24 protein-coding genes are annotated in these 20,696 nt (G+C 60.9%); 10 read left to right on the plus strand and 14 right to left on the minus strand.

All coding sequences use genetic code 11. The annotated features are described in order from the left end of the window. Positions 1–174 precede the first annotated feature (174 nt). Positions 175–450, minus strand: a complete 276-nt coding sequence (locus tag FBY10_RS26560; protein ID WP_017528719.1) for a YheV family putative zinc ribbon protein — start codon at positions 448–450, stop codon at positions 175–177. Further along, entirely contained in the window at positions 447–2,498 is a 2,052-nt protein-coding gene (prlC, locus tag FBY10_RS26565; protein ID WP_065926837.1) for an oligopeptidase A, read from the minus strand. The genes FBY10_RS26560 and prlC overlap by 4 nt, the downstream gene beginning before the upstream one ends. A 102-nt stretch (positions 2,499–2,600) precedes the next feature. Here prlC and FBY10_RS26570 point away from each other — a divergent pair, with 102 nt between their 5' ends. Together FBY10_RS26570 and FBY10_RS26575 are read left to right on the plus strand one after the other, a co-directional pair. Beyond that, the gene (locus FBY10_RS26570; protein WP_027608127.1) at positions 2,601–3,143 is read left to right on the plus strand and encodes a gamma carbonic anhydrase family protein; all 543 of its coding nucleotides are present in this window, start codon (positions 2,601–2,603) and stop codon (positions 3,141–3,143) included. Next, positions 3,140–3,799 (plus strand): HAD family hydrolase, encoded by a 660-nt coding sequence (locus FBY10_RS26575; protein WP_145338359.1) that lies wholly within the window; start codon positions 3,140–3,142, stop codon positions 3,797–3,799. The genes FBY10_RS26570 and FBY10_RS26575 overlap by 4 nt, the downstream gene beginning before the upstream one ends. 39 nt (positions 3,800–3,838) lie before the next feature. Here FBY10_RS26575 and FBY10_RS26580 read toward each other — a convergent pair whose 3' ends face one another. After that, positions 3,839–4,876 carry an aminopeptidase gene (locus tag FBY10_RS26580; protein ID WP_145338360.1) on the minus strand — a complete coding sequence of 346 codons (1,038 nt, stop codon included), beginning with the start codon at positions 4,874–4,876 and terminating at the stop codon, positions 3,839–3,841. A 110-nt stretch (positions 4,877–4,986) separates the two neighbouring features. On the opposite strand from FBY10_RS26580, the gene FBY10_RS26585 reads away from it, so the two are divergent. Continuing rightward, positions 4,987–5,409, plus strand: a complete 423-nt coding sequence (locus FBY10_RS26585; RefSeq protein WP_145338361.1) for a hypothetical protein — start codon at positions 4,987–4,989, stop codon at positions 5,407–5,409. On the opposite strand, the gene FBY10_RS26590 is transcribed toward FBY10_RS26585, so the two are convergent. Both FBY10_RS26590 and FBY10_RS26595 read right to left on the minus strand, forming a co-directional pair. Then, on the minus strand, positions 5,410–5,649 hold the full coding sequence (locus tag FBY10_RS26590) for a DUF1161 domain-containing protein (protein WP_017734725.1): 240 nt from the start codon (positions 5,647–5,649) through the stop codon (positions 5,410–5,412). It abuts the gene before it with no gap. A 207-nt stretch (positions 5,650–5,856) separates the two neighbouring features. Further along, a complete protein-coding gene (locus tag FBY10_RS26595; protein ID WP_027608131.1) occupies positions 5,857–6,288 on the minus strand; it encodes an OsmC family protein in 432 nt (143 codons plus the stop codon). 217 nt (positions 6,289–6,505) lie between these two features. Here FBY10_RS26595 and FBY10_RS26600 point away from each other — a divergent pair, with 217 nt between their 5' ends. Further along, the gene (locus FBY10_RS26600; RefSeq protein WP_145338362.1) at positions 6,506–7,507 is read left to right on the plus strand and encodes an LLM class flavin-dependent oxidoreductase; all 1,002 of its coding nucleotides are present in this window, start codon (positions 6,506–6,508) and stop codon (positions 7,505–7,507) included. A gap of 59 nt (positions 7,508–7,566) precedes the next feature. Here the strand turns inward: FBY10_RS26600 and FBY10_RS26605 are convergent, their stop codons facing one another. Together FBY10_RS26605 and FBY10_RS26610 are read right to left on the minus strand one after the other, a co-directional pair. Then, on the minus strand, positions 7,567–7,791 hold the full coding sequence (locus tag FBY10_RS26605) for a DUF1161 domain-containing protein (RefSeq protein WP_131699601.1): 225 nt from the start codon (positions 7,789–7,791) through the stop codon (positions 7,567–7,569). 115 nt (positions 7,792–7,906) lie between these two features. After that, the gene (locus FBY10_RS26610; protein WP_027608132.1) at positions 7,907–8,122 is read right to left on the minus strand and encodes a dodecin; all 216 of its coding nucleotides are present in this window, start codon (positions 8,120–8,122) and stop codon (positions 7,907–7,909) included. A 156-nt stretch (positions 8,123–8,278) separates the two neighbouring features. Between FBY10_RS26610 and FBY10_RS26615 the strand changes: the two genes are divergently transcribed. Next, positions 8,279–8,605: a YqjD family protein gene (locus FBY10_RS26615; RefSeq protein ID WP_003170746.1), complete on the plus strand. Its 327-nt coding sequence runs from the start codon at positions 8,279–8,281 to the stop codon at positions 8,603–8,605. An 8-nt stretch (positions 8,606–8,613) separates the two neighbouring features. On the opposite strand, the gene FBY10_RS26620 is transcribed toward FBY10_RS26615, so the two are convergent. Further along, the gene (locus FBY10_RS26620) at positions 8,614–9,510 is read right to left on the minus strand and encodes a LysR family transcriptional regulator (RefSeq protein WP_131699602.1); all 897 of its coding nucleotides are present in this window, start codon (positions 9,508–9,510) and stop codon (positions 8,614–8,616) included. Positions 9,511–9,620: 110 nt separating this feature from the next. Here FBY10_RS26620 and trpB point away from each other — a divergent pair, with 110 nt between their 5' ends. From trpB to FBY10_RS26635, 3 genes are all read left to right on the plus strand, one after another. Further along, positions 9,621–10,847 carry a tryptophan synthase subunit beta gene (trpB, locus tag FBY10_RS26625; protein ID WP_145338363.1) on the plus strand — a complete coding sequence of 409 codons (1,227 nt, stop codon included), beginning with the start codon at positions 9,621–9,623 and terminating at the stop codon, positions 10,845–10,847. After that, positions 10,848–11,657, plus strand: a complete 810-nt coding sequence (gene trpA, locus FBY10_RS26630; RefSeq protein ID WP_145338364.1) for a tryptophan synthase subunit alpha — start codon at positions 10,848–10,850, stop codon at positions 11,655–11,657. A gap of 135 nt (positions 11,658–11,792) precedes the next feature. Beyond that, positions 11,793–12,233 (plus strand): anti-virulence regulator CigR family protein, encoded by a 441-nt coding sequence (locus tag FBY10_RS26635; protein ID WP_131699605.1) that lies wholly within the window; start codon positions 11,793–11,795, stop codon positions 12,231–12,233. A 113-nt stretch (positions 12,234–12,346) separates the two neighbouring features. On the opposite strand, the gene FBY10_RS26640 is transcribed toward FBY10_RS26635, so the two are convergent. The 6 genes from FBY10_RS26640 to FBY10_RS26665 form a co-directional block, all read right to left on the minus strand. Beyond that, positions 12,347–13,657: an MFS transporter gene (locus FBY10_RS26640; RefSeq protein WP_131699606.1), complete on the minus strand. Its 1,311-nt coding sequence runs from the start codon at positions 13,655–13,657 to the stop codon at positions 12,347–12,349. Between the two features lie 115 nt (positions 13,658–13,772). Then, complete coding sequence (gene dgoD / locus FBY10_RS26645) at positions 13,773–14,921, minus strand: galactonate dehydratase (protein ID WP_003170741.1); 1,149 nt, start codon at positions 14,919–14,921, stop codon at positions 13,773–13,775. Positions 14,922–14,969: 48 nt separating this feature from the next. Next, the gene (locus tag FBY10_RS26650; protein WP_131699607.1) at positions 14,970–15,590 is read right to left on the minus strand and encodes a 2-dehydro-3-deoxy-6-phosphogalactonate aldolase; all 621 of its coding nucleotides are present in this window, start codon (positions 15,588–15,590) and stop codon (positions 14,970–14,972) included. Position 15,591: 1 nt separating this feature from the next. Beyond that, the gene (locus tag FBY10_RS26655) at positions 15,592–16,557 is read right to left on the minus strand and encodes a 2-dehydro-3-deoxygalactonokinase (RefSeq protein WP_131699608.1); all 966 of its coding nucleotides are present in this window, start codon (positions 16,555–16,557) and stop codon (positions 15,592–15,594) included. Positions 16,558–16,735: 178 nt separating this feature from the next. Beyond that, a complete protein-coding gene (locus tag FBY10_RS26660; protein ID WP_131699609.1) occupies positions 16,736–17,062 on the minus strand; it encodes a DOPA 4,5-dioxygenase family protein in 327 nt (108 codons plus the stop codon). 31 nt (positions 17,063–17,093) lie between these two features. Continuing rightward, positions 17,094–18,044: a LysR family transcriptional regulator gene (locus tag FBY10_RS26665; protein WP_145338365.1), complete on the minus strand. Its 951-nt coding sequence runs from the start codon at positions 18,042–18,044 to the stop codon at positions 17,094–17,096. Positions 18,045–18,147: 103 nt separating this feature from the next. Between FBY10_RS26665 and betC the strand changes: the two genes are divergently transcribed. Beyond that, positions 18,148–19,662, plus strand: a complete 1,515-nt coding sequence (betC, locus tag FBY10_RS26670) for a choline-sulfatase (RefSeq protein ID WP_145338366.1) — start codon at positions 18,148–18,150, stop codon at positions 19,660–19,662. 15 nt (positions 19,663–19,677) lie between these two features. Beyond that, a complete protein-coding gene (choX, locus tag FBY10_RS26675; RefSeq protein WP_053127397.1) occupies positions 19,678–20,592 on the plus strand; it encodes a choline ABC transporter substrate-binding protein in 915 nt (304 codons plus the stop codon). The last annotated feature ends 104 nt before the right edge of the window (positions 20,593–20,696 follow it).

The following is a 20,696-nucleotide window of genomic DNA, read 5'->3' on the forward strand; positions in this document are numbered from 1 at the left end:
GATAGCAGGCTAAGGATGTAGATTATGGGTTCAGCGACCTAAGTCGAATAATTGCAGGCAAAAAAATGTGGGAGGGGGCTTGCTCCCGATAGCGGCGGGTCAGCCAATCCAGAGGCTGACTGACCTTGCGCTATCGGGGGCAAGCCCCCTCCCACATTGGCCCGCGTAGGGCCGTTAGTCTTTTTTCAATTTCGGATTCGGGAAGAATTGCACTGCCTGAACCTTGGGATCGGCTGGCGCTTTAAGCGCAGACGTATTCACCCGCGTGCCCAACTCCTTGGGCACCGACAGCCCTTGGTCATTGAGCGTATCGGTATACCCGCAGGCCACGCATTCGCGATGCGGCACGCTGTCCTCGGTCCACATCTTCAACTTGTCCGGTTCGCTGCACGCCGGGCACACCGCCCCGGCGATAAATTGCTTTTTGGTAATCACAGGCCCTTCGCTCATGCTGCTGCGTCCTCACTCAGGCCGCTGTGGCGCAAGAGTGCGTCAATCGACGGTGCACGTCCGCGGAAGTCGACGAACAGCACCATCGGCGCCTGGGAACCGCCACGCGCCAGGATTGCCTCACGGAAGGCACGACCGGTCTCGGCGTTGAGCACGCCGTCTTCTTCGAATTTGGAGAAGGCATCCGCCGACAGCACTTCGGCCCATTTGTAGCTGTAGTAACCCGCGGCATAACCGCCGGCAAAGATGTGCGCAAAGCTGTTGGGGAAACGGTTGTAGGCAGGAGGACGCATCACCGACACCTCATCGCGCACGCCTTCGAGCACCTGGGCCACGCTGCGGCCATCGCCATGGGTGGCATGCAACTCGAAGTCGAACAGCGAGAACTCCAGCTGGCGCACCATCATCAGGCCGGACTGGAAGTTCTTCGCCGCGAGCATTTTTTCCAGCAGGTCCTGGGGCAGTGGCTCGCCGCTTTCATAGTGGCCGGAGATCAGCGCCAGGCCTTCCGGCTCCCAGCACCAGTTCTCCATGAACTGGCTCGGCAATTCCACCGCATCCCACGCCACACCATTGATACCGGACACGCCGGCATGCTCGACGCGGGTCAGCAGGTGATGCAGGCCATGGCCGAATTCGTGGAACAGGGTGGTCACTTCATCGTGGGTCAGCAGGGCAGGCTTGCCGCTGTCGGCCGGGGTGAAGTTGCACACCAGGTTCGCCACCGGGCTTTGCAGCACGCCGTCGATGGTGCGGCGGCGGTCGCGCGCGCCGTCCATCCAGGCACCGCCACGCTTGTTGGCGCGGGCGTACAGGTCGAAGAAGAAGCGCCCGACGTGCTGGCCGTTTTCCTTGATTTCAAACAGGCGAACATCCGGGTGCCAGGTGTCGAAGCCTTTTTGCTCGGCAATCTCGATGCCGTACAAACGCTGCACAATGGCGAACAGGCCGCCCAGCACCTTGTCGATCGGGAAGTAGGCGCGCAGGGCTTCCTGGGACACGCTGTAGCGCTGCTCACGCAGCTTTTCGCCGTAGAAACCGCTGTCCCAGCTTTGCAGGTCGGCGCAGCCTTGTTCGGCGGCGTAGGCCTTGAGCTGTTGCAGGTCCTGGGCAGCGAACGGCTTGCTGCGCTTGGCCAGGTCACGCAGGAAGCTCAGCACCTGGTCGCTGGACTCGGCCATCTTGGTGGCCAGGCTCAGCTCGGAGAACGAGGCGTAACCCAGGAGCTTGGCCAGTTCCTGACGCAAGTCGAGGATCTGTTCCATCACCGGGCCGTTATCGTTCTGACCGGCATTCGGGCCTTGGTCTGACGCACGGGTGCAGTAGGCCGCGTAGATTTCTTCGCGCAGGGCGCGGTCCTGGGCGTAGGTCATGACCGCGTAGTAGCTTGGAAACTCCAGGGTGATCAGCCAGCCGTCGAGGCCTTTGGCCTGCGCGGCAGCGGCCATCTGCGCCTTGGCCGAATCGGTCAGGCCGGCGAGGGTGGCTTCCTCGGTGACGTGCTTGGTCCACGCCTGGGTGGCGTCCAGCAGTTGGTTGGAGAATTTGCTGCCCAGCTCGGAAAGCTTGCTCTGCACTTCGGCGTAACGTTTTTGCTGCTCAGGCGGCAAGTCGATACCCGAGAGGCGGAAGTCGCGCAGGGAGTGTTCAAGGATGGTTTTTTGCGCCACGTCGAAACCGGCGGCTTCCGGGCTGTTGGCCAGGGCTTCGAAGGCTTGGAACAGCGCGCGGTTCTGGCCCATCTCGGTGGAATAGGCGCTCAATGCCGGCAGGCACGCCTCGTAGGCTTCGCGCAGCTCGGCGCTGTTGCACACAGCATTGAGATGGCTGACCGGGCTCCAGGCGGCGCCCAGGCGATCATTCAGTTCGTCCATGGCCAGCACCAGACCGGCCCATGTCGGATTTTTACCCTGGCTTTGCAGGATGCCTTCGATGGCAACACGGTTGTCGGCGAGGATCTGTTCGATGGCCGGCTGCACGTGCTCGGCACGGATCGCCGAGAACGGCGGCAGGTCGTAGGACTGCAGAAGAGGGTTGTTCGCGCTCACGGTTGGCACCTTGGCTGAAGAAACATGTAAGAACAAAGATGGGGCCATCTTAATTACAATCAACGTCCACCGCAGCTATCAGCACATAAGAGAGAGGCTATCGTGACCCTTCGCACCTATCAGAACCACACGCCAACCCTGGGCGCCGGGGCTTTTGTCGATATTTCGGCGGTGGTGATCGGCGATGTCGAAATCGGCACCGACAGCTCGGTCTGGCCGCTGACCGTGATTCGCGGCGACATGCACCGCATCCGTATCGGCGCGCGCACCAGCGTGCAGGACGGCTGCGTGCTGCACATCACTCACGCAGGCCCCTTCAATCCGGACGGTTTTCCCTTGCTGATCGGCGATGACGTGACCATCGCACACAAAGTCATGCTGCACGGCTGCACGGTGGGCAACCGGATTTTGATCGGCATGGGCAGCATCGTGATGGACGGCGCCGTGGTGGAGGACGACGTCATCATCGGCGCCGGCAGCCTGGTGCCACCGGGCAAGAAGCTCGACAGCGGTTTTTTGTATGTCGGCAGCCCGGTTAAACAAATCCGCCCGCTGACTGACAAGGAACGCGCCTTTTTCACCTACAGCGCCGCGAACTACGTGAAGCTCAAAGACCTGCACCTGGCTGAAGGATTCGACCAATGACCCTCCATTACCAAACCATGCTGTTCGACCTGGATGGCACCCTCACCGACCCGCGCGAGGGCATCACCCGCTCGATCCAGTACGCCCTTGGCAAATTGGGCATCGACGAACCCGACCTGACCCAACTCGAACACTTCATCGGCCCGCCATTGCTGCAAGCCTTCATGCAGTTCTACGACTTCGATGAGGCCAAGGCCTGGGAGGCAGTGAATTTCTACCGCGAGCGCTTCAAAGTCACCGGGCTGTATGAAAACCGCGTATTCGACGGCGTGATGCCGCTACTTGAAGACCTGGGCAAACAGGGCCGCCAGTTGTACGTCGCCACATCCAAGCCCTGGGTGTTTGCCCGCGAGATCGCGCGGCATTTCGATTTTGCCAGGCACTTCAAAGTGATCTACGGCAGCGAACTGGACGGGACACGCACCAACAAGGTCGAGTTGATTGCGCATTTGATCAGCGAAGAAGGCCTGGACCCGGCCACCACCTTGATGATTGGTGATCGTAAGCACGACCTGATCGGGGCGCGTAGCAATGGGCTGGATTCGGCAGCTGTCGGTTATGGGTTTGGTAGTTTCGAAGAGTTGAATGCTGAGGCGCCGACCTGGCACTTTGAGACGCTGGCGCAGATGCATCAGGCGTTTTTGCAGCGGCCCTGAGACCGCCATCGGGGGCAAGCCCCGATGAGGCCCTACAGATCAACCTCCTTCCAACTGCCTCAACGCAGCCTTGCGCTGCACCACCGGCAACTCGCCCATCTTCTCCACCGCCGCGTAGAACTTCGGCCAATCCCCACCTTCCTGCCTGAACAACGCCGCAAACGCCGGCACCCACCGGTCATACAGCCCGAACGGCAACAACCGCGCATTGTTCATCGGCAGGTTCATCCAGGCGTCATAACGCTTGTCTCCACCCCATTGGCTATCGCGCATCTGCCGGTACGCACGACGCAAATCCTCGAATTCGGCCGCCTTGGCCTGGCGCATCGCCTCGGCAGCCAGCGGTTGCGCGTAGAGTTTTTCCAGGCGCTGACGTGTATCGAGGATCAGTTGGGTAAATTGGTCCCGCTGCTGCCGCGCCGCGTTGCCAAGCGGCGCCAGGCCCTGGGCCGCGCGCCACTGGCGGGTGCCTTCCTGCTCGACGAAGCTGGCAAACGACTCGTTGAATTCGGTGTCGTCCTTCACGTAGAACCGCTGGTGCGCCAGCTCATGGAAGATCAGCGTGGCCAGGCGTTCGTCACCCCAGTTCATCATCGAATTCATGATCGGGTCGTTGAACCAACCCAGGGTTGAATAGGCCTCCACGCCACCGATCGATACGTCCATGCCTTGTTGGCGCAACAACGCCGCTTCACCGCGCGCCGCGCCTTGGCGGTAATAGCCGCGATAGGCCACGCAACCGGCAATGGGGAAGCAATGGGTTTGAGGCGCCAGGGAAAATTCCTGCGTAGCGAAGACATTCCAGACTACATAAGGTCGGCCAATATCGGCATACAGCCGGTAACTTTGGTTGTCAGGCAGATGCAGGTGTTCGCTGGCGAAGGTTCGAGCTTTCTGTGATTGAACCAGATGATCACGCAGCAACTGCGGCGTCGATGGATCGGCGATGACCTCGGCAACCGGCTCCCGAGCCCGCAACAGCTGCCACTGGCCGTCCGCCAATTGGCTGTAGTAACTGACGCTGGAGCAACCACTGAGCAGCACAACCACCAACCCTGAAAGAAAACGCCTGACCATGCACCGATCGCTCCTGGGTGATTTGTTCGCCAGACTATCGCGCCTGAAGGGGATTTTTCCACGGCGTGGCGTGTTTATACTCAAAGCTCTCCTTGCGTTGAGTAACTGCCATGCGCCAGCTTCTGCTTCCCGTCGTCGCCCTGTTCCTCAGCGCCTGCGCTTCGACCCCCCTGCCGCCGGTCGACCCGCATCAGGCCTGGGTCGATTTTGCTACGCCGACGCCTGGAGCCAAGCTGGTGATGGCGCAGCGCCTGGATGGTAAGAACCTGCCGGACGGACGCTACTTCCAGGTGCCACCGGGCAGTCACGAGCTGATGGTGCGCTTTGATTTCGAGGTGCCCACCGGCGGCAGCCTCAATGGCTTTGGGCAAACCGCCGACCGCACCTGTTTCATCACCCTGCAGTACGACCATTTCGAGGCTGGCCAACGCTATCGCCTGGAAGGGCGCTCATTGGCCTTCACGCCGAATATCCGGCTGTATAACGCCGCTCGCCAATTGCTGGCGGAAGAACGCAGCGTCAACTGTCTCTGATCAGTCGTTGTTCTTCTGATAGATGATGGCTTTGGTACCGTTCTCACAGCTGCCGACGACCATGGCGACGTCGTGCTTGTCAGCTTCTTCCTTGCTGACAATTTCCAAGGTGTAGGACGGAACGGCGTTCGCCTGGATCTTGACCTCAATCTCTTTCCTGAGCTCTTCGCAGTCTTTTGGTGCGGCCACAGCCGATGTGGCCAACACACCGCAGATGATCGCCAAGGCAAAACGTTTCATGTGTGAAGCTCCCTGAATGCATGCGCACGGGTGTGCGCCTAAGGCTGCATAGGCTATAGGACCACATTCGGGAAACACGAGTTCTGATTTAACGCAGAACAAAATGTGGGAGGGGGCTTGCTCCCGATAGCGGTGCATCAGTCAACATCGCTGTTACTGATAGACCGCTATCGGGGGCGAGCCCCCTCCCACAGTGGACCTGCTGTGTCAGCTAACCAGCGTGGCATCCAGGCTGATCTTCGCATTCAGTACCTTGGACACCGGGCACCCTTCCTTGGCCTTCTTGCTCAATTCATCGAACTGCGCCTGGCTGGCGCCTGGGATCTTGGCCTTGAGCACCAAGTGCACGGCGGTGATCGCGAAGCCGCCATCGACCTGGTCCAGGGTCACTTCGGCCTGGGTGTCGATGCTGTCAGCCTTGAGCCCGGCGTCGCCCAGAATCATGGAAAAGGCCATGGAGAAACAGCCAGCGTGGGCCGCGCCGATCAATTCTTCGGGGTTGGTGCCCTTGCCGCCTTCGAAACGGGCCTTGAAGCCGTAGGGTGCTTCGCGCAGCACGCCGGTTTCGGTGGAAATGGAGCCCAGGCCAGTCTTCAGATCACCTTCCCAATGCGCGGATGCCTTTTTAACGATACTCATAGCTTTCTCCTCGAACGGTGGTTTTGCGTCGGTAAGGTTCTGAGGATAGACGCCAAGGCAAAGTTCATTTGTAAGAGAGACCTAGCGATTAAGTAGGAAATTTCACCCTCGCTATTGAATCTCGGGTATATGCCCTCATTGCATAGGACATGCACATGAAGCGGCAGGTTTTGGTTCGTCTAAGAAGCCTGCGCCCCCCCTTTGGAGAAGCAGGCTTATGAAATCGCTGTCCGACGTAAAGTTCTCGACCCTCGACCTCGTGCCGGTGCGCGCCAACGGCAGCCCGGCGCAGTCGCTGCGCAATTCCCTGGATTTGGCCCAGCATGTGGAAAAGTTCGGCTACCACCGTTTCTGGGTGGCGGAACACCACAATATGGATGGCATCGCCAGCTCGGCCACCTCGGTATTGCTGGGTTACTTGGCCGGCGGTACCTCGACGATTCGCGTCGGCTCCGGCGGCGTGATGCTGCCCAACCATGCACCGCTGGTGATCGCCGAGCAGTTCGGCACCCTGGAAAGCCTCTACCCCGGGCGTATCGACCTGGGCCTGGGCCGCGCGCCCGGCTCCGACCAGATGACCGCTCGCGCTCTGCGCCGCGAGCGCTCCGGCAGCGCGGATGACTTCCCGGAAGACGTGGCCGAGCTGATGGCCTACCTCGGGCCACGCACACCGGACCAACGGGTGATTGCGGTGCCCGGCACCGGCACCAACGTACCGGTGTGGCTGCTGGGCTCCAGCCTGTTCAGCGCGCAACTGGCGGGCGAACGCGGTTTGCCCTACGCCTTCGCCTCCCATTTCGCACCGCGTTTGATGCACGAGGCGATTCGCGTGTACCGCAATCACTTCAAGCCTTCGGCTGTGCTGGACAAGCCTTACGTGATGCTCGGCATTCCGCTGGTGGCGGCCGACACCGATGAGCACGCCGACTTCCTGGCCACCTCGGTGTACCAACGCATCCTCGCCTTGATGCGCGGGCAGAGCCTGGTGCAGCGCCCACCGGTGAAAACCATGGACGGCCTGTGGCTGCCCCATGAAAAAGACGCGGTCGGCAGCTTCCTTGGCCTGGCGATGGTGGGTAGCCCAGCGAAGATCCGCGCCAAGCTGGAAGTGTTGATCGAACAGACCGGCGCGGACGAATTGATCTTCACCTGCGACCTGTACGAGCACGCCGACCGGATTCATTCCTACGAGCTGCTGGCGCAGTTGATGAAGGGCTAAACCCCCGACGAAAAAAAACCGACGCACCCGCGTCGGTTTTTTATGTCTGCCACACGGGATTAACCGCGCTTGTAGACGATTTCCTTTGTACCACCTTCACAGGTACCGACCACTTTAGCGTCGGTCGAGGTGCCTTTATCCACGACTTCCAGCGAATAACCCGAAGCGCCCTTGGCGTCGATTTTCGCTGCAATTTCGCTTTTCAGCTCTTCACAAGGCTTGCCCGCCGCCAGGGCCGTGCCCGCAATGCTCAACAAACCTACCGCTAACAGGAGCTTCTTCATCCGTCACTTTCCTTGCGCTGATTGAAACGAGCGTGCCGACGCTGCTGGCATCGGCACCCATTGTTTGTAGCGCAAGTTATGGCAATCGGCCAGCCGGCAAGTTCAACCGACGCGATCAACTACTGGCAATTCGGAACCCCACCTTGAGCGTAACCTGATAGTGCGCGACCTTGCCGTCCTTGATATGACCACGGGTTTCCGTCACCTCAAACCATTCCAAGTGCTTGATGCTCTTGTTGGCTTCGGCCAGGGCATTGTTGATTGCGTCTTCGATGCTGGTGGTGGACGAACCTACCAATTCCACTTTCTTGTAGGTGTGATGATCAGACATGGTGTTTCTCCTGAGGGTCGTCAATAAAGCCTAGCAGTCATTGTTCATACTGCTTCTGGCGACCGTTCCTACCTGAAAGTTCAGATTTACTGCACTTTCTGAAACGGCCGCAGTCGGTATCTACACACGCCACTCAATCACTTCAGGAGATTCCAAATGGCCAACACTTCTTTACGCAAAGCGTCGCTGGAAAGCATGGAAGCCGAGATTTCGAGCCTGCTCAAGTCCCTTGAGAGCCTCAAGGACGATGCGTCCGATGAGTCGCGCAAAACGCTGAAGGCCCTGAAAAGCAATGCCGAGAATGCCCTCAAGCACTCTCGTCACCTGATCAGCGACGCCTACGAAGAAAGCAAAGTCAAAATCCGTGAAACCGGTGTTGCCACCCGGGACTACGCACAAGAGCACCCATGGACTACCGCCGGCGTCGCCGTTGGCGCGTTGGGCCTGCTGGCGGCTTACCTGCTGTGCAAACGCGGTGACTGATTGACCGGCTATACCGGCTGGCGCGCCAGCTCAGCCTTGAGCCAGTGCGCCAACTGACTCGCGCGCCCGTCTGCGGCGCGCTTGGGTAGCCACAACGCCAGGTGCGCCGGGGTTTCACTGAAACCCCACGGCGCCACCAGGCGACCCGCGCGCAGGTCCTCTGCCACCAGCGGCTGCGGCGCAATCGCCACGCCCAACCCCGCCACCGCCGCCTCCAGCAAATAATACAAATGCTCAAAACCTTGGCCGTGTTTCAACGCGCCGGGCTCGATGCCGTGCTGTTGCGCCCAACTGGGCCAGGCTTGCGGGCGTGAAGTGGTGTGCAATAAGGCTTCGCCACACAAGGCTTGCGGCGGCGCCTGGCGCAGGCGTTCGTACCCGGCAAAACGCGGGCTCATCACCGGCCCGATACACTCGCTCGCCAGCTCATACACTTGCATATCCGCCGGCCACGGTGGTTCGGCGAAGACCAGCAGGGCATCGAGACCGGGGCGTCGGGGGTCGAGGTCGCCGTCACCCGCCGACAGGTGCAGGCGCAGGTCCGGCAGGTCGGCATTCAAGCGACCCAGGCGCGGGATCAACCAGCGCGCCAGCAGGCTGCCCGAACAACCGAGCACGAACGGCGCATCAGCGCTGGCCTGGGTGAGTTCGGCGCAGACGTCGCGCAAGCGCTCGAACGCCTCGGCGCTGGCATCTCGCAACCGCACACCTGCATCTGTGAGTTTAATGCCGCGCCCATCCTTGATGAACAAGCTGACACCCAAATGCTCTTCCAGCACCTTCAATTGGCGGCTGACCGCGCCGTGGGTCACATGCAGTTGCTCGGCAGCCTGGCTGACACTGTTCAGCCGCGCGGTGGCTTCAAAGGCGCGCAGGGCATTGAGGGGTGGGAGGTCTCGGCTCATCTGTGAGTTTTCCTGACAGGTTGCAGCGATCTTATCGGTTTTCAGCACCGGATGTGAGGGGTAGAGTGACCGTCATTGCTTCTCACACAAATTCCTACCTGGAGCGTCCCATGACTCAGTCCCAGACCGATCTGCGCAACGGCCCTGACGCCAACGGCCTGTTTGGCGCGTTCGGCGGCCGCTACGTCGCCGAAACCCTGATGCCGTTGATCCTCGAACTGGCCCTCGAATACGAAGCGGCCAAGATCGATCCGGCGTTCAACGAAGAATTGGCCTACTTCCAGCGTGACTACGTCGGCCGCCCAAGCCCGCTGTATTTCGCCGAGCGCCTGACCGAGTTCTGCGGCGGCGCCAAGATCTACCTCAAGCGCGAAGAGCTGAACCACACCGGCGCGCACAAGATCAACAACTGCATCGGCCAGATCCTGCTGGCACGGCGCATGGGCAAGAAACGCATCATCGCCGAGACCGGCGCCGGCATGCACGGTGTGGCGACCGCTACCGTGGCCGCGCGTTTCGGCCTGCAATGCGTGATCTACATGGGCACCACCGACATCGAGCGCCAACAGGCCAACGTGTTCCGCATGAAGCTGCTGGGCGCTGAAGTGATCCCGGTGGTCGCCGGCACCGGCACCCTCAAGGACGCGATGAACGAAGCCCTGCGCGACTGGGTGACCAACGTCGACGACACCTTTTATCTGATCGGCACCGTGGCCGGCCCACACCCATACCCAGCGATGGTGCGTGACTTCCAGGCCGTGATCGGCAAGGAAACCCGCACCCAGCTGCAAGCTCAGGAAGGCCGCCTGCCGGACAGCCTGGTGGCATGCATCGGCGGTGGTTCCAACGCCATGGGTCTGTTCCATCCGTTCCTGGACGACACCAGCGTCGAGATCATCGGCGTTGAAGCCGCCGGCCACGGCATCGAGACCGGCAAGCACGCCGCCAGCCTCAACGGCGGCGTACCGGGTGTGCTGCACGGCAACCGTACCTTCCTGCTGCAGGACGACGACGGCCAGATCATCGACGCCCACTCGATTTCCGCCGGCCTCGACTACCCAGGCATCGGCCCGGAACACGCCTGGTTGCACGATATCGGCCGCGTCCAGTACACCTCGGTGACTGACCACGAAGCCCTGGATGCCTTCCACAAGTGCTGCCGCCTGGAAGGGATCATTCCTGCCCTGGAAAGCGCCCACGCCCTGGCCGAAGTGTTCAAGCGCGCGCCGACCCTGCCGAAGGATCACCTGATGGTGGTCAACCTGTCCGGCCGTGGCGACAAAGACATGCAGACCGTGATGCACCACATGGAACAGTCTCAGCAGGAGAAACACTAAATGAGCCGCCTGCAAACCCGCTTTGCGCAACTCAAAGAACAGAACCGCGCCGCCCTGGTGACCTTCGTCACTGCCGGCGACCCGGGCTATGACACTTCGCTGGCGATCCTCAAGGGCTTGCCTGCTGCTGGCGCCGATGTGATCGAGTTGGGTATGCCCTTCACCGACCCAATGGCCGACGGCCCGGCCATTCAACTGGCCAACATCCGTGCGCTGGAAGCCAAGCAGAACCTGCTGAAAACCCTGCAGATGGTGCGTGAGTTCCGCAAGGACAACAACGATACCCCGCTGGTGTTGATGGGCTACTTCAACCCGATCCACAAATACGGTGTGCCTGAGTTCATCGCTGACGCCAAAGAGGCCGGCGTCGACGGCCTGATCGTGGTCGACATGCCGCCCGAGCATAACGGCGAGCTGTGCGACCCGGCCCAGGCCGCCGGTATCGACTTTATCCGCCTGACCACGCCGACCACCGATGACGTGCGCCTGCCGACCGTGCTCAACGGCAGTTCCGGGTTTGTGTACTACGTATCCGTGGCCGGTGTGACCGGTGCCGGCGCCGCTACCCTGGAACACGTCGAAGAAGCCGTGACCCGCCTGCGTCGGCATACCGACCTGCCGATCAGCATCGGTTTTGGTATCCGCACACCGGAACAAGCGGCGGCCATCGCGCGCCTGGCCGATGGCGTGGTGGTCGGCTCGGCCCTGATCGATCACATCGCCAATGCCAGTAACGATCAACAAGCGATCGATGGCGTATTGAGCCTGTGCGCGGCGCTGTCGGAAGGTGTGCGCAACGCCCGTAAGTAAGCGCCATGTAGCGAGAGGTAAAGTTCCTGATACAGAGGAATCAACGCGCGCAATCACGGCCTAAACAGCAAGACCAAGGGATTTCGAACCGCGTTCGAGATCCCTTTTTTGTATGTGTGCCCTGAGGAATACCCGATGAAAATGCCTAAATCCGTGATTGCAGGTCTTGGTGTGCTGGTACTTGGCGCCAGCGCCCTGGTGCAAGCCGCGCCGCCTGACCCGCGGGGTGACGATCGTGGCGGCCCGCAAGGCCAGCACGAGCAACGTGGCGACGACCATCGCGGCCCGCAGGACGACCGTCGCGGCGGCCCGCCCCAGGACTTCGGCCCGGTACGCCAGATCATTCGCGACAACCACGGCCAGTTCTCCCGTGGCGCACCGCCGCCGCCGAATGTGCGTCTGGTGCGCGGCCGCCCCCTGCCGCATGGCTACTACGGCGAGCGCTTGGACAACCGTGCCCTGGCGCGCCTGCCGGTCTATCCAGGTTATGAATGGCGCCGTTCGGGGCCGGACGTGGTACTGATCGCTGTAGGCACGGGCATCGTCTACGAAATCCTTGACGGCGTACTCAACTAAAACCACGCAATAACGTTGTAGCAACGTAGCTTCCTGTGGCAAGCCCGCTCGCCACGGGAAGTCTGCTCGCCATTAGAGGTCAGTCTCCAGAAAGCAATCTTCCCGCTACCGGCTTAAAGCTCGATGCGTTCAACTTTACCTACGAGCAATATGTAAGAAAGCGCCCCAAGCAATGCCAGTACCGCGATATAGGTAATCGCCGGCGCAAACGAATCGCCGCTGGCCAGGAAGCCGATAACGATTGGCGTGGTAATCGCCGCCAGGTTGCCGATGAAGTTGAACACACCGCCGGTCAGTCCCAGCAGACGTGCAGGGGCAAGGGTCGAAACCAGGGACCACGTGATTGAGGCCAGGCCGTTGCCGAAGAACGCCAAGGCCAGGAAGGCGATGACCAACGGCGTCGATTCGACGAAGTTGGCGCCAATGATCGCCGTAGAGATCAGCAGGCCGCTGATGATCGGCAACTTGCGGGCGAACCCCACCGAGGCACCGCGACGGATCAGCCAGTCGGAAAACAACCCCGAGCACAACACGCCGACGAAGGCCGCGAGGAAGGGCAGTGATGCGAGCATGCCGGACTTGATGAAGTCCATGCCGCGGTATTTCACCAGGTAGGTCGGGAACCAGGTCAGGAAGAACCACAACGTGGAGTTCAGGCAGAACTGCCCCAGGTAGATGCCCCACAATTTGCGCTTGCTCAGGACAATGCCCAGGTCGACCCAGCTGAATGGCGCCTTGGTCTTACCCGCTTGTGCACTGAGGTCCACCAGCCCGCCACCTTCGCGGATCAACTCGATTTCGGCTGCGTTGACGCCTTTGAAGTCCCGGGGCTCGCGATACACGGCATACCAGATCGCCGCCCACAGAATGCCCACTCCGCCAGTGACGACAAACACCATGTGCCAGCCGTAATGATGCTGCAACCAGGCCAGGACCGGCGTCAGGAACGCCAACCCGACAAACTGCCCGGAGGTGTAAAAGCCAATGGCCGTGGCGCGCTCACGCTCGGGAAACCAACTGGTGACCACGCGGCTGTTGATAGGGTAGGCCGGTGCTTCCAGGGCGCCTACCGCCATGCGCAGCACAAACAGCGCAATGAAGCTGGCGGCAAAGCCGAGCATCACGGTGGCGATGGACCAGAGCAACAGGGCGGCGGTGTAGAGGATGCGCGGCGGCACCCGGTCCACCAGCCAGCCGCCGGGAATCTGCATGGCGGCGTAAGTCCAGCCGAACGCCGAGAAAATCAGCCCGACATGTACCGGATCGATGCCCAGCTCGCTGGTCAGCGCCGGGGCGGCAATCGACAGGTTGCTGCGGTCGAGGTAGTTGATCACGACGGTGATAAACAGCAACACCATGATGAAGTAGCGCTTTCGGGTAGGCGTGACTAAAGAAGCCTGCCCGCTCAAGGATTCAGGTTGCATGGTAGGTGCCTATTCTTATGTTTGTTGAGGAAGGGACTTCTGAAGAAACCGGATCAAAATGTGGGAGGGGGCAAGCCCCCTCCCACATGTTTGACCGTGTTCTTTCAGGCAGAAATCACCACTCGGCGAAACTGCCGTCGGCGTGGCGCCAGATCGGGTTGCGCCAGCGGTGACCGATGGCTGCACGTTCGATCACGTATTCCTCGTTGATCTCGATCCCCAGGCCCGGCCCGTTGGGGATCTTCACAAAGCCCTGGTCATAGTCGAACACGCCCGGGTCGCGCACGTAGTCGAGCAGGTCGTTGCTCTCGTTGTAGTGAATGCCCAGGCTTTGCTCCTGGATAAACGCGTTGTAGCAAACCGCATCCAGTTGCAGGCACGCCGCCAACGCAATCGGGCCCAGCGGGCAGTGCAGCGCCAGGGCCACGTCGTAGGCTTCGGCCATGTTGGCGATCTTGCGGGTTTCGGTGATACCGCCCGCGTGGGAAGCATCCGGCTGGATGATGTCGACGTAGCCTTCGCTGAGCACGCGCTTGAAGTCCCAGCGCGAGAACAGGCGCTCGCCCAGGGCAATCGGAGTGCTGGTCAGCGGCGCCAGTTCCTTGAGGGCTTCGTAGTTTTCGCTGAGCACCGGCTCTTCGATAAACATCAGCTTGTAGGGGTCCAGTTCTTTCATCAGCACCTTGGCCATGGGCTTGTGCACACGACCATGGAAGTCGACGCCGATGCCTACGTTGGGACCGACCGCATCACGCACAGCCGCGACGTTGGCCAGGGCCAGGTCGACTTTTTCGAAGCTGTCGACGAACTGCAACTCTTCAGTGCCGTTCATTTTCACCGCAGTAAAACCACGGGCCACGGCCTCTTTGGCGGCGCGGGCGGTGTCGGCGGGGCGATCGCCGCCGATCCACGAGTACACGCGGATCTTGTCACGCACCTGGCCACCCAACAGGTCGCTGACGGAAACGCCCAGGGCCTTGCCCTTGATGTCCCACAGCGCCTGGTCGATGCCGGCGAGGGCGCTCATGTGCACGGCGCCGCCTCGATAGAAGCCACCGCGGTAGAGCACGGTCCAGATGTCTTCGATATTGCGTGGGTCTTTGCCGATCAGGTAGTCGGACAGTTCCTCGACAGCAGCGGCCACGGTGTGAGCGCGGCCTTCGACCACGGGCTCACCCCAACCGGTCACGCCCTGGTCGGTCTCGACCTTGAGGAAACACCAGCGCGGCGGGACGATAAAGGTCGTCAGTTTGGTGATTTTCATCTGTTATCTCTCTTATAGATGCAGCGCCTGCGGGCGCGGAACTTGATCTCAGTTCAGGGCTTTCCAGGCGGCGACATAAGCCTGGGCGCGGCTCGCTACCTGATCCACTGTCATACCCGGTTTGAACAACCCGGAACCCAGCCCGAACCCCTTGGCGCCGGCGTCGATAAACACCTGCATGTTGTCCGGGGTAATGCCGCCCACCGGCAGCAGCAACGTGCCTGCAGGCAATACCGCCAGCCAGGCCTTGATCACAGAAGGGCCCATTTGCTCGGCCGGGAACAGCTTCAACACGTCGGCACCTTCGTCCAACGCCGCGAACGCTTCGGTGGGCGTGGCCACACCCGGCGACAGGTACAGGCCGGCGGCTTTCGCGGCGCGCAAGACCTTGGCATCGCTATGGGGCATGACGATCACTTGGCCACCGGCAGCTTTCACTTGTTCGACCTGCCCAGGCGTCAATACCGTGCCGGCGCCGATCAGGCAATCGGCGGGCAGGCTGTCGCGCAGGGTGCGAATGCTGGTGTAAGGGTCCGGCGAATTGAGCGGGACTTCGATCACGCGAAACCCGGCGTCGTACAGCACTTGGCCGACCGCCTGGGCTTCGTCCGGGCGTATGCCGCGAAGAATGGCGATCAAACCGTTTTGTGCGAGTGCTTGCTTGAGCATGTCAGGCCTCCATTGCAGGTTGAGTGAGTCCGGCGGCCACTGCCAGTTGCCACAGCCCGCGCTCGGTCGCTTCCTGCGCCAGGCTGACGTGGGCGAAACCGCAGAGGGCGAGGGCGCGTTGGTAGCGCACGCAGAGCAGGCCGGCGCCCACCAGGATGATGGGTATGTGCCGTGCACTGGCTGGCAAGCCGGCCAGTTCATGGCCGATCAGCAGGCCGGACAGGTAGTCGGGCTGCTGCTCAGGGGTGAGTTCGCCGGTCAGTCCCAGAGTGCGCGCACTGAACAAGGTCGACAGCACGCCACGCTGGCCATCGTTCGACAGCGCCACTTGAACACCGCGGTCAAAGGCCTCGGCCTGGAACTGCTCGGATACCTTTTGCGTACGACCAAGCAGGCTGTGCTTGCTCAGCACCGCGAACAGTTCACCGGTCATGAAGGTGTCGAAATGAGTGATGCAGCCTTCCACCACCTCGACCCATTTGGAGTGGCTGCCGGGCAGGCCGATCAGCATTTCACCGCTGGCCGAGAGGCTTTGCAGCACGCCCAGCACCTGGGTTTCTTCACCGCGCATCACATTGGGCAAGCCGACCTGCTCGATCACTCCGGGCACGATATGCACATCGACACCGCGCAGGCTGCGCACCTTGTGCAACGCCTGGCCCAGGCTGGCGACGTCGACCGGCGTACTGCGATACGCCGCCTCGCTCCAACCCTGGGCGCTGCCGACCATGCCGCAGGCGATCACCGCCAGGTTTGGCTCGGCGTCGAGCCAGTCGCCGCACGCTGCATCAAACGCCAACTCGAAGCCATCGCTGCAGCGAACGCCGCCGATGTCCCGGGGCTCGCTGGGCAAATGCATGATGCCCGACGCCAGCGAGCGCTGTTCCAGCACTACGCCCGCGGGACCGAGTTTGTAAGCACGAAGGGAGCTGGTCCCCCAATCGAGCGCGATCAATTGCGCCTGCATCGCTTCACCTGAAATGAGTGGGTGCTGAAAAAAGCAGATGGGCGAATATAAACCTACGGCTAGCAATATCTCAATATATAAATAACTGTCCCACATATTGAGATGAAACGAGATAAATCCTACAGGCTCCTCGCTTTTTACTGCGGGAGGAAACTGGTTCTATCTGATAAGGAGGGGGTTAAAAAGCCGACAAGTCCAGCTCGCGCATCGCACCCATCCAGATCGCGTAATCGGTGTGATCCTTCAGGTCATCGCCGGTTTCAGGGTGCAGGAACACCACCAGCCCATTGCGATGCAGCGCCAGCCACGGCAGCACCACCCCAATGTATTCGGGGTCGAACGCCAACTGGCAGCTCCAGTCCGGGTGCGGGCCTACGGGCCGCTCATGCACGCGGCCCATGCGCAGCGGGAACAGTTTCGCGCCGTCCTCGCACAAGGCACGCGCCTGATCGAGGGTGCTGGCATCGAAGTAGATATGGGCATGGTAGCCCTTGATACGTTGCATGACGGACTCCGGATCCAATGTGCGGCAAATCCTAGACCGCAATCGACGGCAGGGCCAGTCCGGTCAGGGACTGCGCGCTGCTGGCCTGTTCTGCCTGCAACCAGTCGACGAAACGTTCGACCAACTGCCCACGCCGCTTGCGCTGGGGCTGCACCACGTAATAGCCAAAGCGCGAAACCACCGTGTTGCCGATCGGTCGGCACAACCAATTCTGTTCCAGCAGGTTATCCACCAAATGGTGCCAGCCGATCGCCACCCCTTGGCCGGCAATCGCTGCCTGGATCAATAAGGTGTAGTTGTCGAATCGCAGCTGGCCGGGCGTGGGCGCGGCGGTGATGCCCAGTTCGCGGAATACGCCGCTCCAGTCGAACCACTGGTTGTTGTTTTCCTGGCGCAGGTGCAGCAAAGGAACGTCGTGCAAGTTCTGCAGGGTCAGCGGCGTGGCCTGGTCCTTGAGCCACTGCGGGCTGCACACCGGAAACACTTCCTCGTTGAACAGCCAAAGGCTGTCGCCCTGCTTGAAACGACCATCGCCAAACAGCACCGCCACATCGATATCGCTGCGCAAGGTGGCGTGGTTGCGCTCGCTGGTCACCAGGCTCACGTCCACCTGCGGGTTGGCGGCGTGGAAGCGATGCAGGCGCGGCATCAGCCAGTAGGCAGCGAACGCAAAGTCTGTGGCCACTTGCAGCACTTCGTGCTGGTCCTGCTGGGTAATCACACTGAGGCCCTGGTTGATGCTCTGCAAACCGCCTTGCACATGCTCGAACAGCAGGGCGCCGGCGTCGGTCAGCTCGATGCCCCGATAGATGCGGTCAAACAGGCGGATCGCCAGTTGTTCTTCCAAGCGCTTGATCTGCTGGCTGATGGCCGGCTGAGTGGTGCCCAGCTCCATCGCTGCTGCGGTAAAGCTGCGATGGCGCGCGGCCGCCTCGAACGCGCGTAGCAGGTCGAGGGACAAGTCTCCAAGGGCTTCATACATAAGCTGTGCTTATCCTAGACATTGCTCGTCATGGGCTTTACCCCATTTTTCATGGGCCGCATGCTCATTCGCATAAACACCGCCTATGGAATGCCGAAGACCTATGAAGCGCAAGAACATTCTTTTCATCATGGCCGATCAAATGGCCGCGCCGATGCTTCCGTTCTACGGACCTTCCCCTATCAAGCTGCCGAATTTGAGTCGCCTCGCCGAACAGGGCGTGGTGTTCGACGCGGCCTATTGCAACAGCCCGCTGTGTGCACCGTCACGCTTCACCCTGGTCAGCGGCCAATTGCCGAGCAAGATCGGCGCCTACGACAACGCGGCGGATTTCCCTGCAGATGTGCCGACCTATGCCCACTACCTGAGGCGCCTCGGTTATCGCACCGCGCTGTCGGGCAAGATGCACTTCTGCGGCCCCGACCAACTGCACGGCTATGAAGAACGCCTGACCAGCGACATCTATCCCGCCGACTATGGCTGGGCGGTGAACTGGGATGAGCCGGACGTACGCCCCACCTGGTACCACAACATGTCCTCGGTGCTGCAAGCCGGCCCGTGCGTGCGTACCAACCAGCTGGATTTCGACGAAGAGGTTGTGTTCAAGGCCCAGCAATACCTGTTCGACCACATCCGCGAAGACGGCGACCAGCCGTTCTGCCTGACCGTGTCGATGACCCATCCCCACGACCCGTACACCATTCCCAAGCCGTTCTGGGACCTGTACGACGATAACGACATCCCTTTGCCTGCAACGCCGAACCAGGAAGATCTCGACCCGCATTCCCAACGTCTGCTCAAGGTCTATGACCTGTGGGACAAGCCGCTGCCTGTGGATAAAATCCGCGACGCCCGCCGCGCCTACTTCGGCGCGTGCAGCTACATCGACAGCAATGTCGGCAAGCTGCTGCAAACCCTAGAAGACACCGGCCTGGCCGACGACACCATCATCATCTTCTCCGGCGACCACGGCGACATGCTCGGCGAGCGCGGCCTCTGGTACAAAATGCACTGGTTTGAAATGGCCGCCCGCGTGCCGCTGCTGGTCAGTGCCCCGGGGCAATTTGCGCCGGGCCGGGTGACCAAGGCCGTGTCTACCGCCGACCTGCTGCCGACCCTGGTGGAACTGGCCGGCGGCGAACTGGACCCGCGCCTGCCGCTGGACGGCCGCTCGCTGGTCCCGCACTTGCAAGGGCAGGGCGGGCACGACGAAGTCTTTGGCGAATACATGGCCGAAGGCACCATCAGCCCACTGATGATGATTCGCCGCGGCGCCTGCAAATTCATCTACAGCGAAGACGACCCTTGTCTACTGTTCGATGTGCACAACGACCCGCACGAGCGGGAAGACCTCAGCCAGTCACCGGAACACCGGCCACTGTTCGAGGCGTTTTTGAATGAAGCGCGGGCAAAATGGGACATCCCGGCGATCCACCAGCAGGTGCTCGCCAGCCAACGCCGTCGTCGCCTGGTGTTCGAGGCGCTGACCGAAGGCAAGCTGAAGAGCTGGGATCACCAGCCACTGGTAGACGCCAGTCAGCAATACATGCGCAACCATATCGACCTCGACGACCTGGAGCGCAAGGCACGTTATCCACAACCCTGCCAAAACCAATAACACTGAGGGAAGGCCATGCAAAAGTTAACTGCGGTAGTGGGCATGTTAGTGCTGAGTAGCGCCAATGCGTATGCGGACACCAGCTGTGACACGGTAAAGATGGCCGACCCAGGCTGGAGCGATATCGCCGCCACCAATGCCATCACCGGGTTTCTGCTCAACGGCATGGGCTACAAGGCCAAGGTCGACACCCTGGCGGTGCCGATTACCTTCGGCGGGCTCAAGGACGGCCAGGTGGATGTGTTCCTGGGTAACTGGATGCCGGCGCAGCAAGGTTTCTACGACAAGTTCGTGGCCAACGGCGATGTGGTGCAACTGGCGAAGAACCTCGACGGCACCGAGTTCACCCTCGCCGTGCCGGATTATGTCTGGGATGCCGGGGTGCATGACTTTGCCGACCTGAACAAATTTGCCGACAAGTTCGACAAGAAGATCTACGGCATAGGCTCGGGCGCGCCGGCGAATATCTCGCTGCAGGAGATCATCAAGAAGAATGACTTCGACCTCGGCCAGTGGAAGCTGATCGAATCCAGTGAACAGGCGATGCTGGCGGAAGTATCACGGGCGGTGAAGAAGCAGAAATTCGTCACCTTCCTCGGCTGGACACCGCACCCGATGAACGTGCAGTTGAAAATGCACTACCTCAAAGGCGGCGAGAAATACTTTGGTGACACCGGCAGCGTGTATACCTTGACCCGTAAAGGTTATGCACAGGCCTGCCCCAACGTAGGCAAGCTGCTGACCAACCTGAGTTTCACCCAGGAGATGGAGAACAGCATCATGGCTGAGGTGGTCAACAAAAAAGTCAGCAATGCCGAGGCGGCGAAGGCGTGGATCAAGGCGAACCCGGCGGTGCTGGATAAATGGCTGGATGGCGTGAAAACCGTGGATGGCAAGGACGCGTTGCCGGCAGTAAAAGCCAAACTCTAGGGCCTTGCGCTATTCCAATGTGGGAGGGGCTTGCTCCCGATAGCGGAGTGCCAGTCAGAGAAATTTAGACGGGTCCACCTATATCGGGAGCAAGCCCCCTCCCA

It is taken from the genome of Pseudomonas sp. SJZ103 (genome assembly GCF_007828335.1).
GTDB lineage: Bacteria > Pseudomonadota > Gammaproteobacteria > Pseudomonadales > Pseudomonadaceae > Aquipseudomonas.

Excerpts from the sequence above, each read along its gene's own strand:
- FBY10_RS26620 (WP_131699602.1), bottom strand. The coding sequence starts at position 9,510 with ATGAGCCGAGACCTCCCACCCCTCAATGCCCTGCGCGCCTTTGAAGCC.
- FBY10_RS26615 (WP_003170746.1), top strand. The coding sequence starts at position 8,279 with ATGGCCAACACTTCTTTACGCAAAGCGTCGCTGGAAAGCATGGAAGCC.
- FBY10_RS26600 (WP_145338362.1), top strand. The coding sequence starts at position 6,506 with ATGAAATCGCTGTCCGACGTAAAGTTCTCGACCCTCGACCTCGTGCCG.
- FBY10_RS26660 (WP_131699609.1), bottom strand. The coding sequence starts at position 17,062 with ATGCAACGTATCAAGGGCTACCATGCCCATATCTACTTCGATGCCAGC.
- FBY10_RS26655 (WP_131699608.1), bottom strand. The coding sequence starts at position 16,557 with ATGCAGGCGCAATTGATCGCGCTCGATTGGGGGACCAGCTCCCTTCGT.
- FBY10_RS26635 (WP_131699605.1), top strand. The coding sequence starts at position 11,793 with ATGAAAATGCCTAAATCCGTGATTGCAGGTCTTGGTGTGCTGGTACTT.
- FBY10_RS26650 (WP_131699607.1), bottom strand. The coding sequence starts at position 15,590 with ATGCTCAAGCAAGCACTCGCACAAAACGGTTTGATCGCCATTCTTCGC.
- FBY10_RS26610 (WP_027608132.1), bottom strand. The coding sequence starts at position 8,122 with ATGTCTGATCATCACACCTACAAGAAAGTGGAATTGGTAGGTTCGTCC.
- FBY10_RS26590 (WP_017734725.1), bottom strand. The coding sequence starts at position 5,649 with ATGAAACGTTTTGCCTTGGCGATCATCTGCGGTGTGTTGGCCACATCG.
- dgoD (WP_003170741.1), bottom strand. The coding sequence starts at position 14,921 with ATGAAAATCACCAAACTGACGACCTTTATCGTCCCGCCGCGCTGGTGT.
- FBY10_RS26585 (WP_145338361.1), top strand. The coding sequence starts at position 4,987 with ATGCGCCAGCTTCTGCTTCCCGTCGTCGCCCTGTTCCTCAGCGCCTGC.
- FBY10_RS26665 (WP_145338365.1), bottom strand. The coding sequence starts at position 18,044 with ATGTATGAAGCCCTTGGAGACTTGTCCCTCGACCTGCTACGCGCGTTC.
- FBY10_RS26575 (WP_145338359.1), top strand. The coding sequence starts at position 3,140 with ATGACCCTCCATTACCAAACCATGCTGTTCGACCTGGATGGCACCCTC.
- betC (WP_145338366.1), top strand. The coding sequence starts at position 18,148 with ATGAAGCGCAAGAACATTCTTTTCATCATGGCCGATCAAATGGCCGCG.
- trpA (WP_145338364.1), top strand. The coding sequence starts at position 10,848 with ATGAGCCGCCTGCAAACCCGCTTTGCGCAACTCAAAGAACAGAACCGC.
- FBY10_RS26605 (WP_131699601.1), bottom strand. The coding sequence starts at position 7,791 with ATGAAGAAGCTCCTGTTAGCGGTAGGTTTGTTGAGCATTGCGGGCACG.
- FBY10_RS26595 (WP_027608131.1), bottom strand. The coding sequence starts at position 6,288 with ATGAGTATCGTTAAAAAGGCATCCGCGCATTGGGAAGGTGATCTGAAG.
- trpB (WP_145338363.1), top strand. The coding sequence starts at position 9,621 with ATGACTCAGTCCCAGACCGATCTGCGCAACGGCCCTGACGCCAACGGC.
- FBY10_RS26640 (WP_131699606.1), bottom strand. The coding sequence starts at position 13,657 with ATGCAACCTGAATCCTTGAGCGGGCAGGCTTCTTTAGTCACGCCTACC.
- FBY10_RS26580 (WP_145338360.1), bottom strand. The coding sequence starts at position 4,876 with ATGGTCAGGCGTTTTCTTTCAGGGTTGGTGGTTGTGCTGCTCAGTGGT.
- choX (WP_053127397.1), top strand. The coding sequence starts at position 19,678 with ATGCAAAAGTTAACTGCGGTAGTGGGCATGTTAGTGCTGAGTAGCGCC.
- FBY10_RS26560 (WP_017528719.1), bottom strand. The coding sequence starts at position 450 with ATGAGCGAAGGGCCTGTGATTACCAAAAAGCAATTTATCGCCGGGGCG.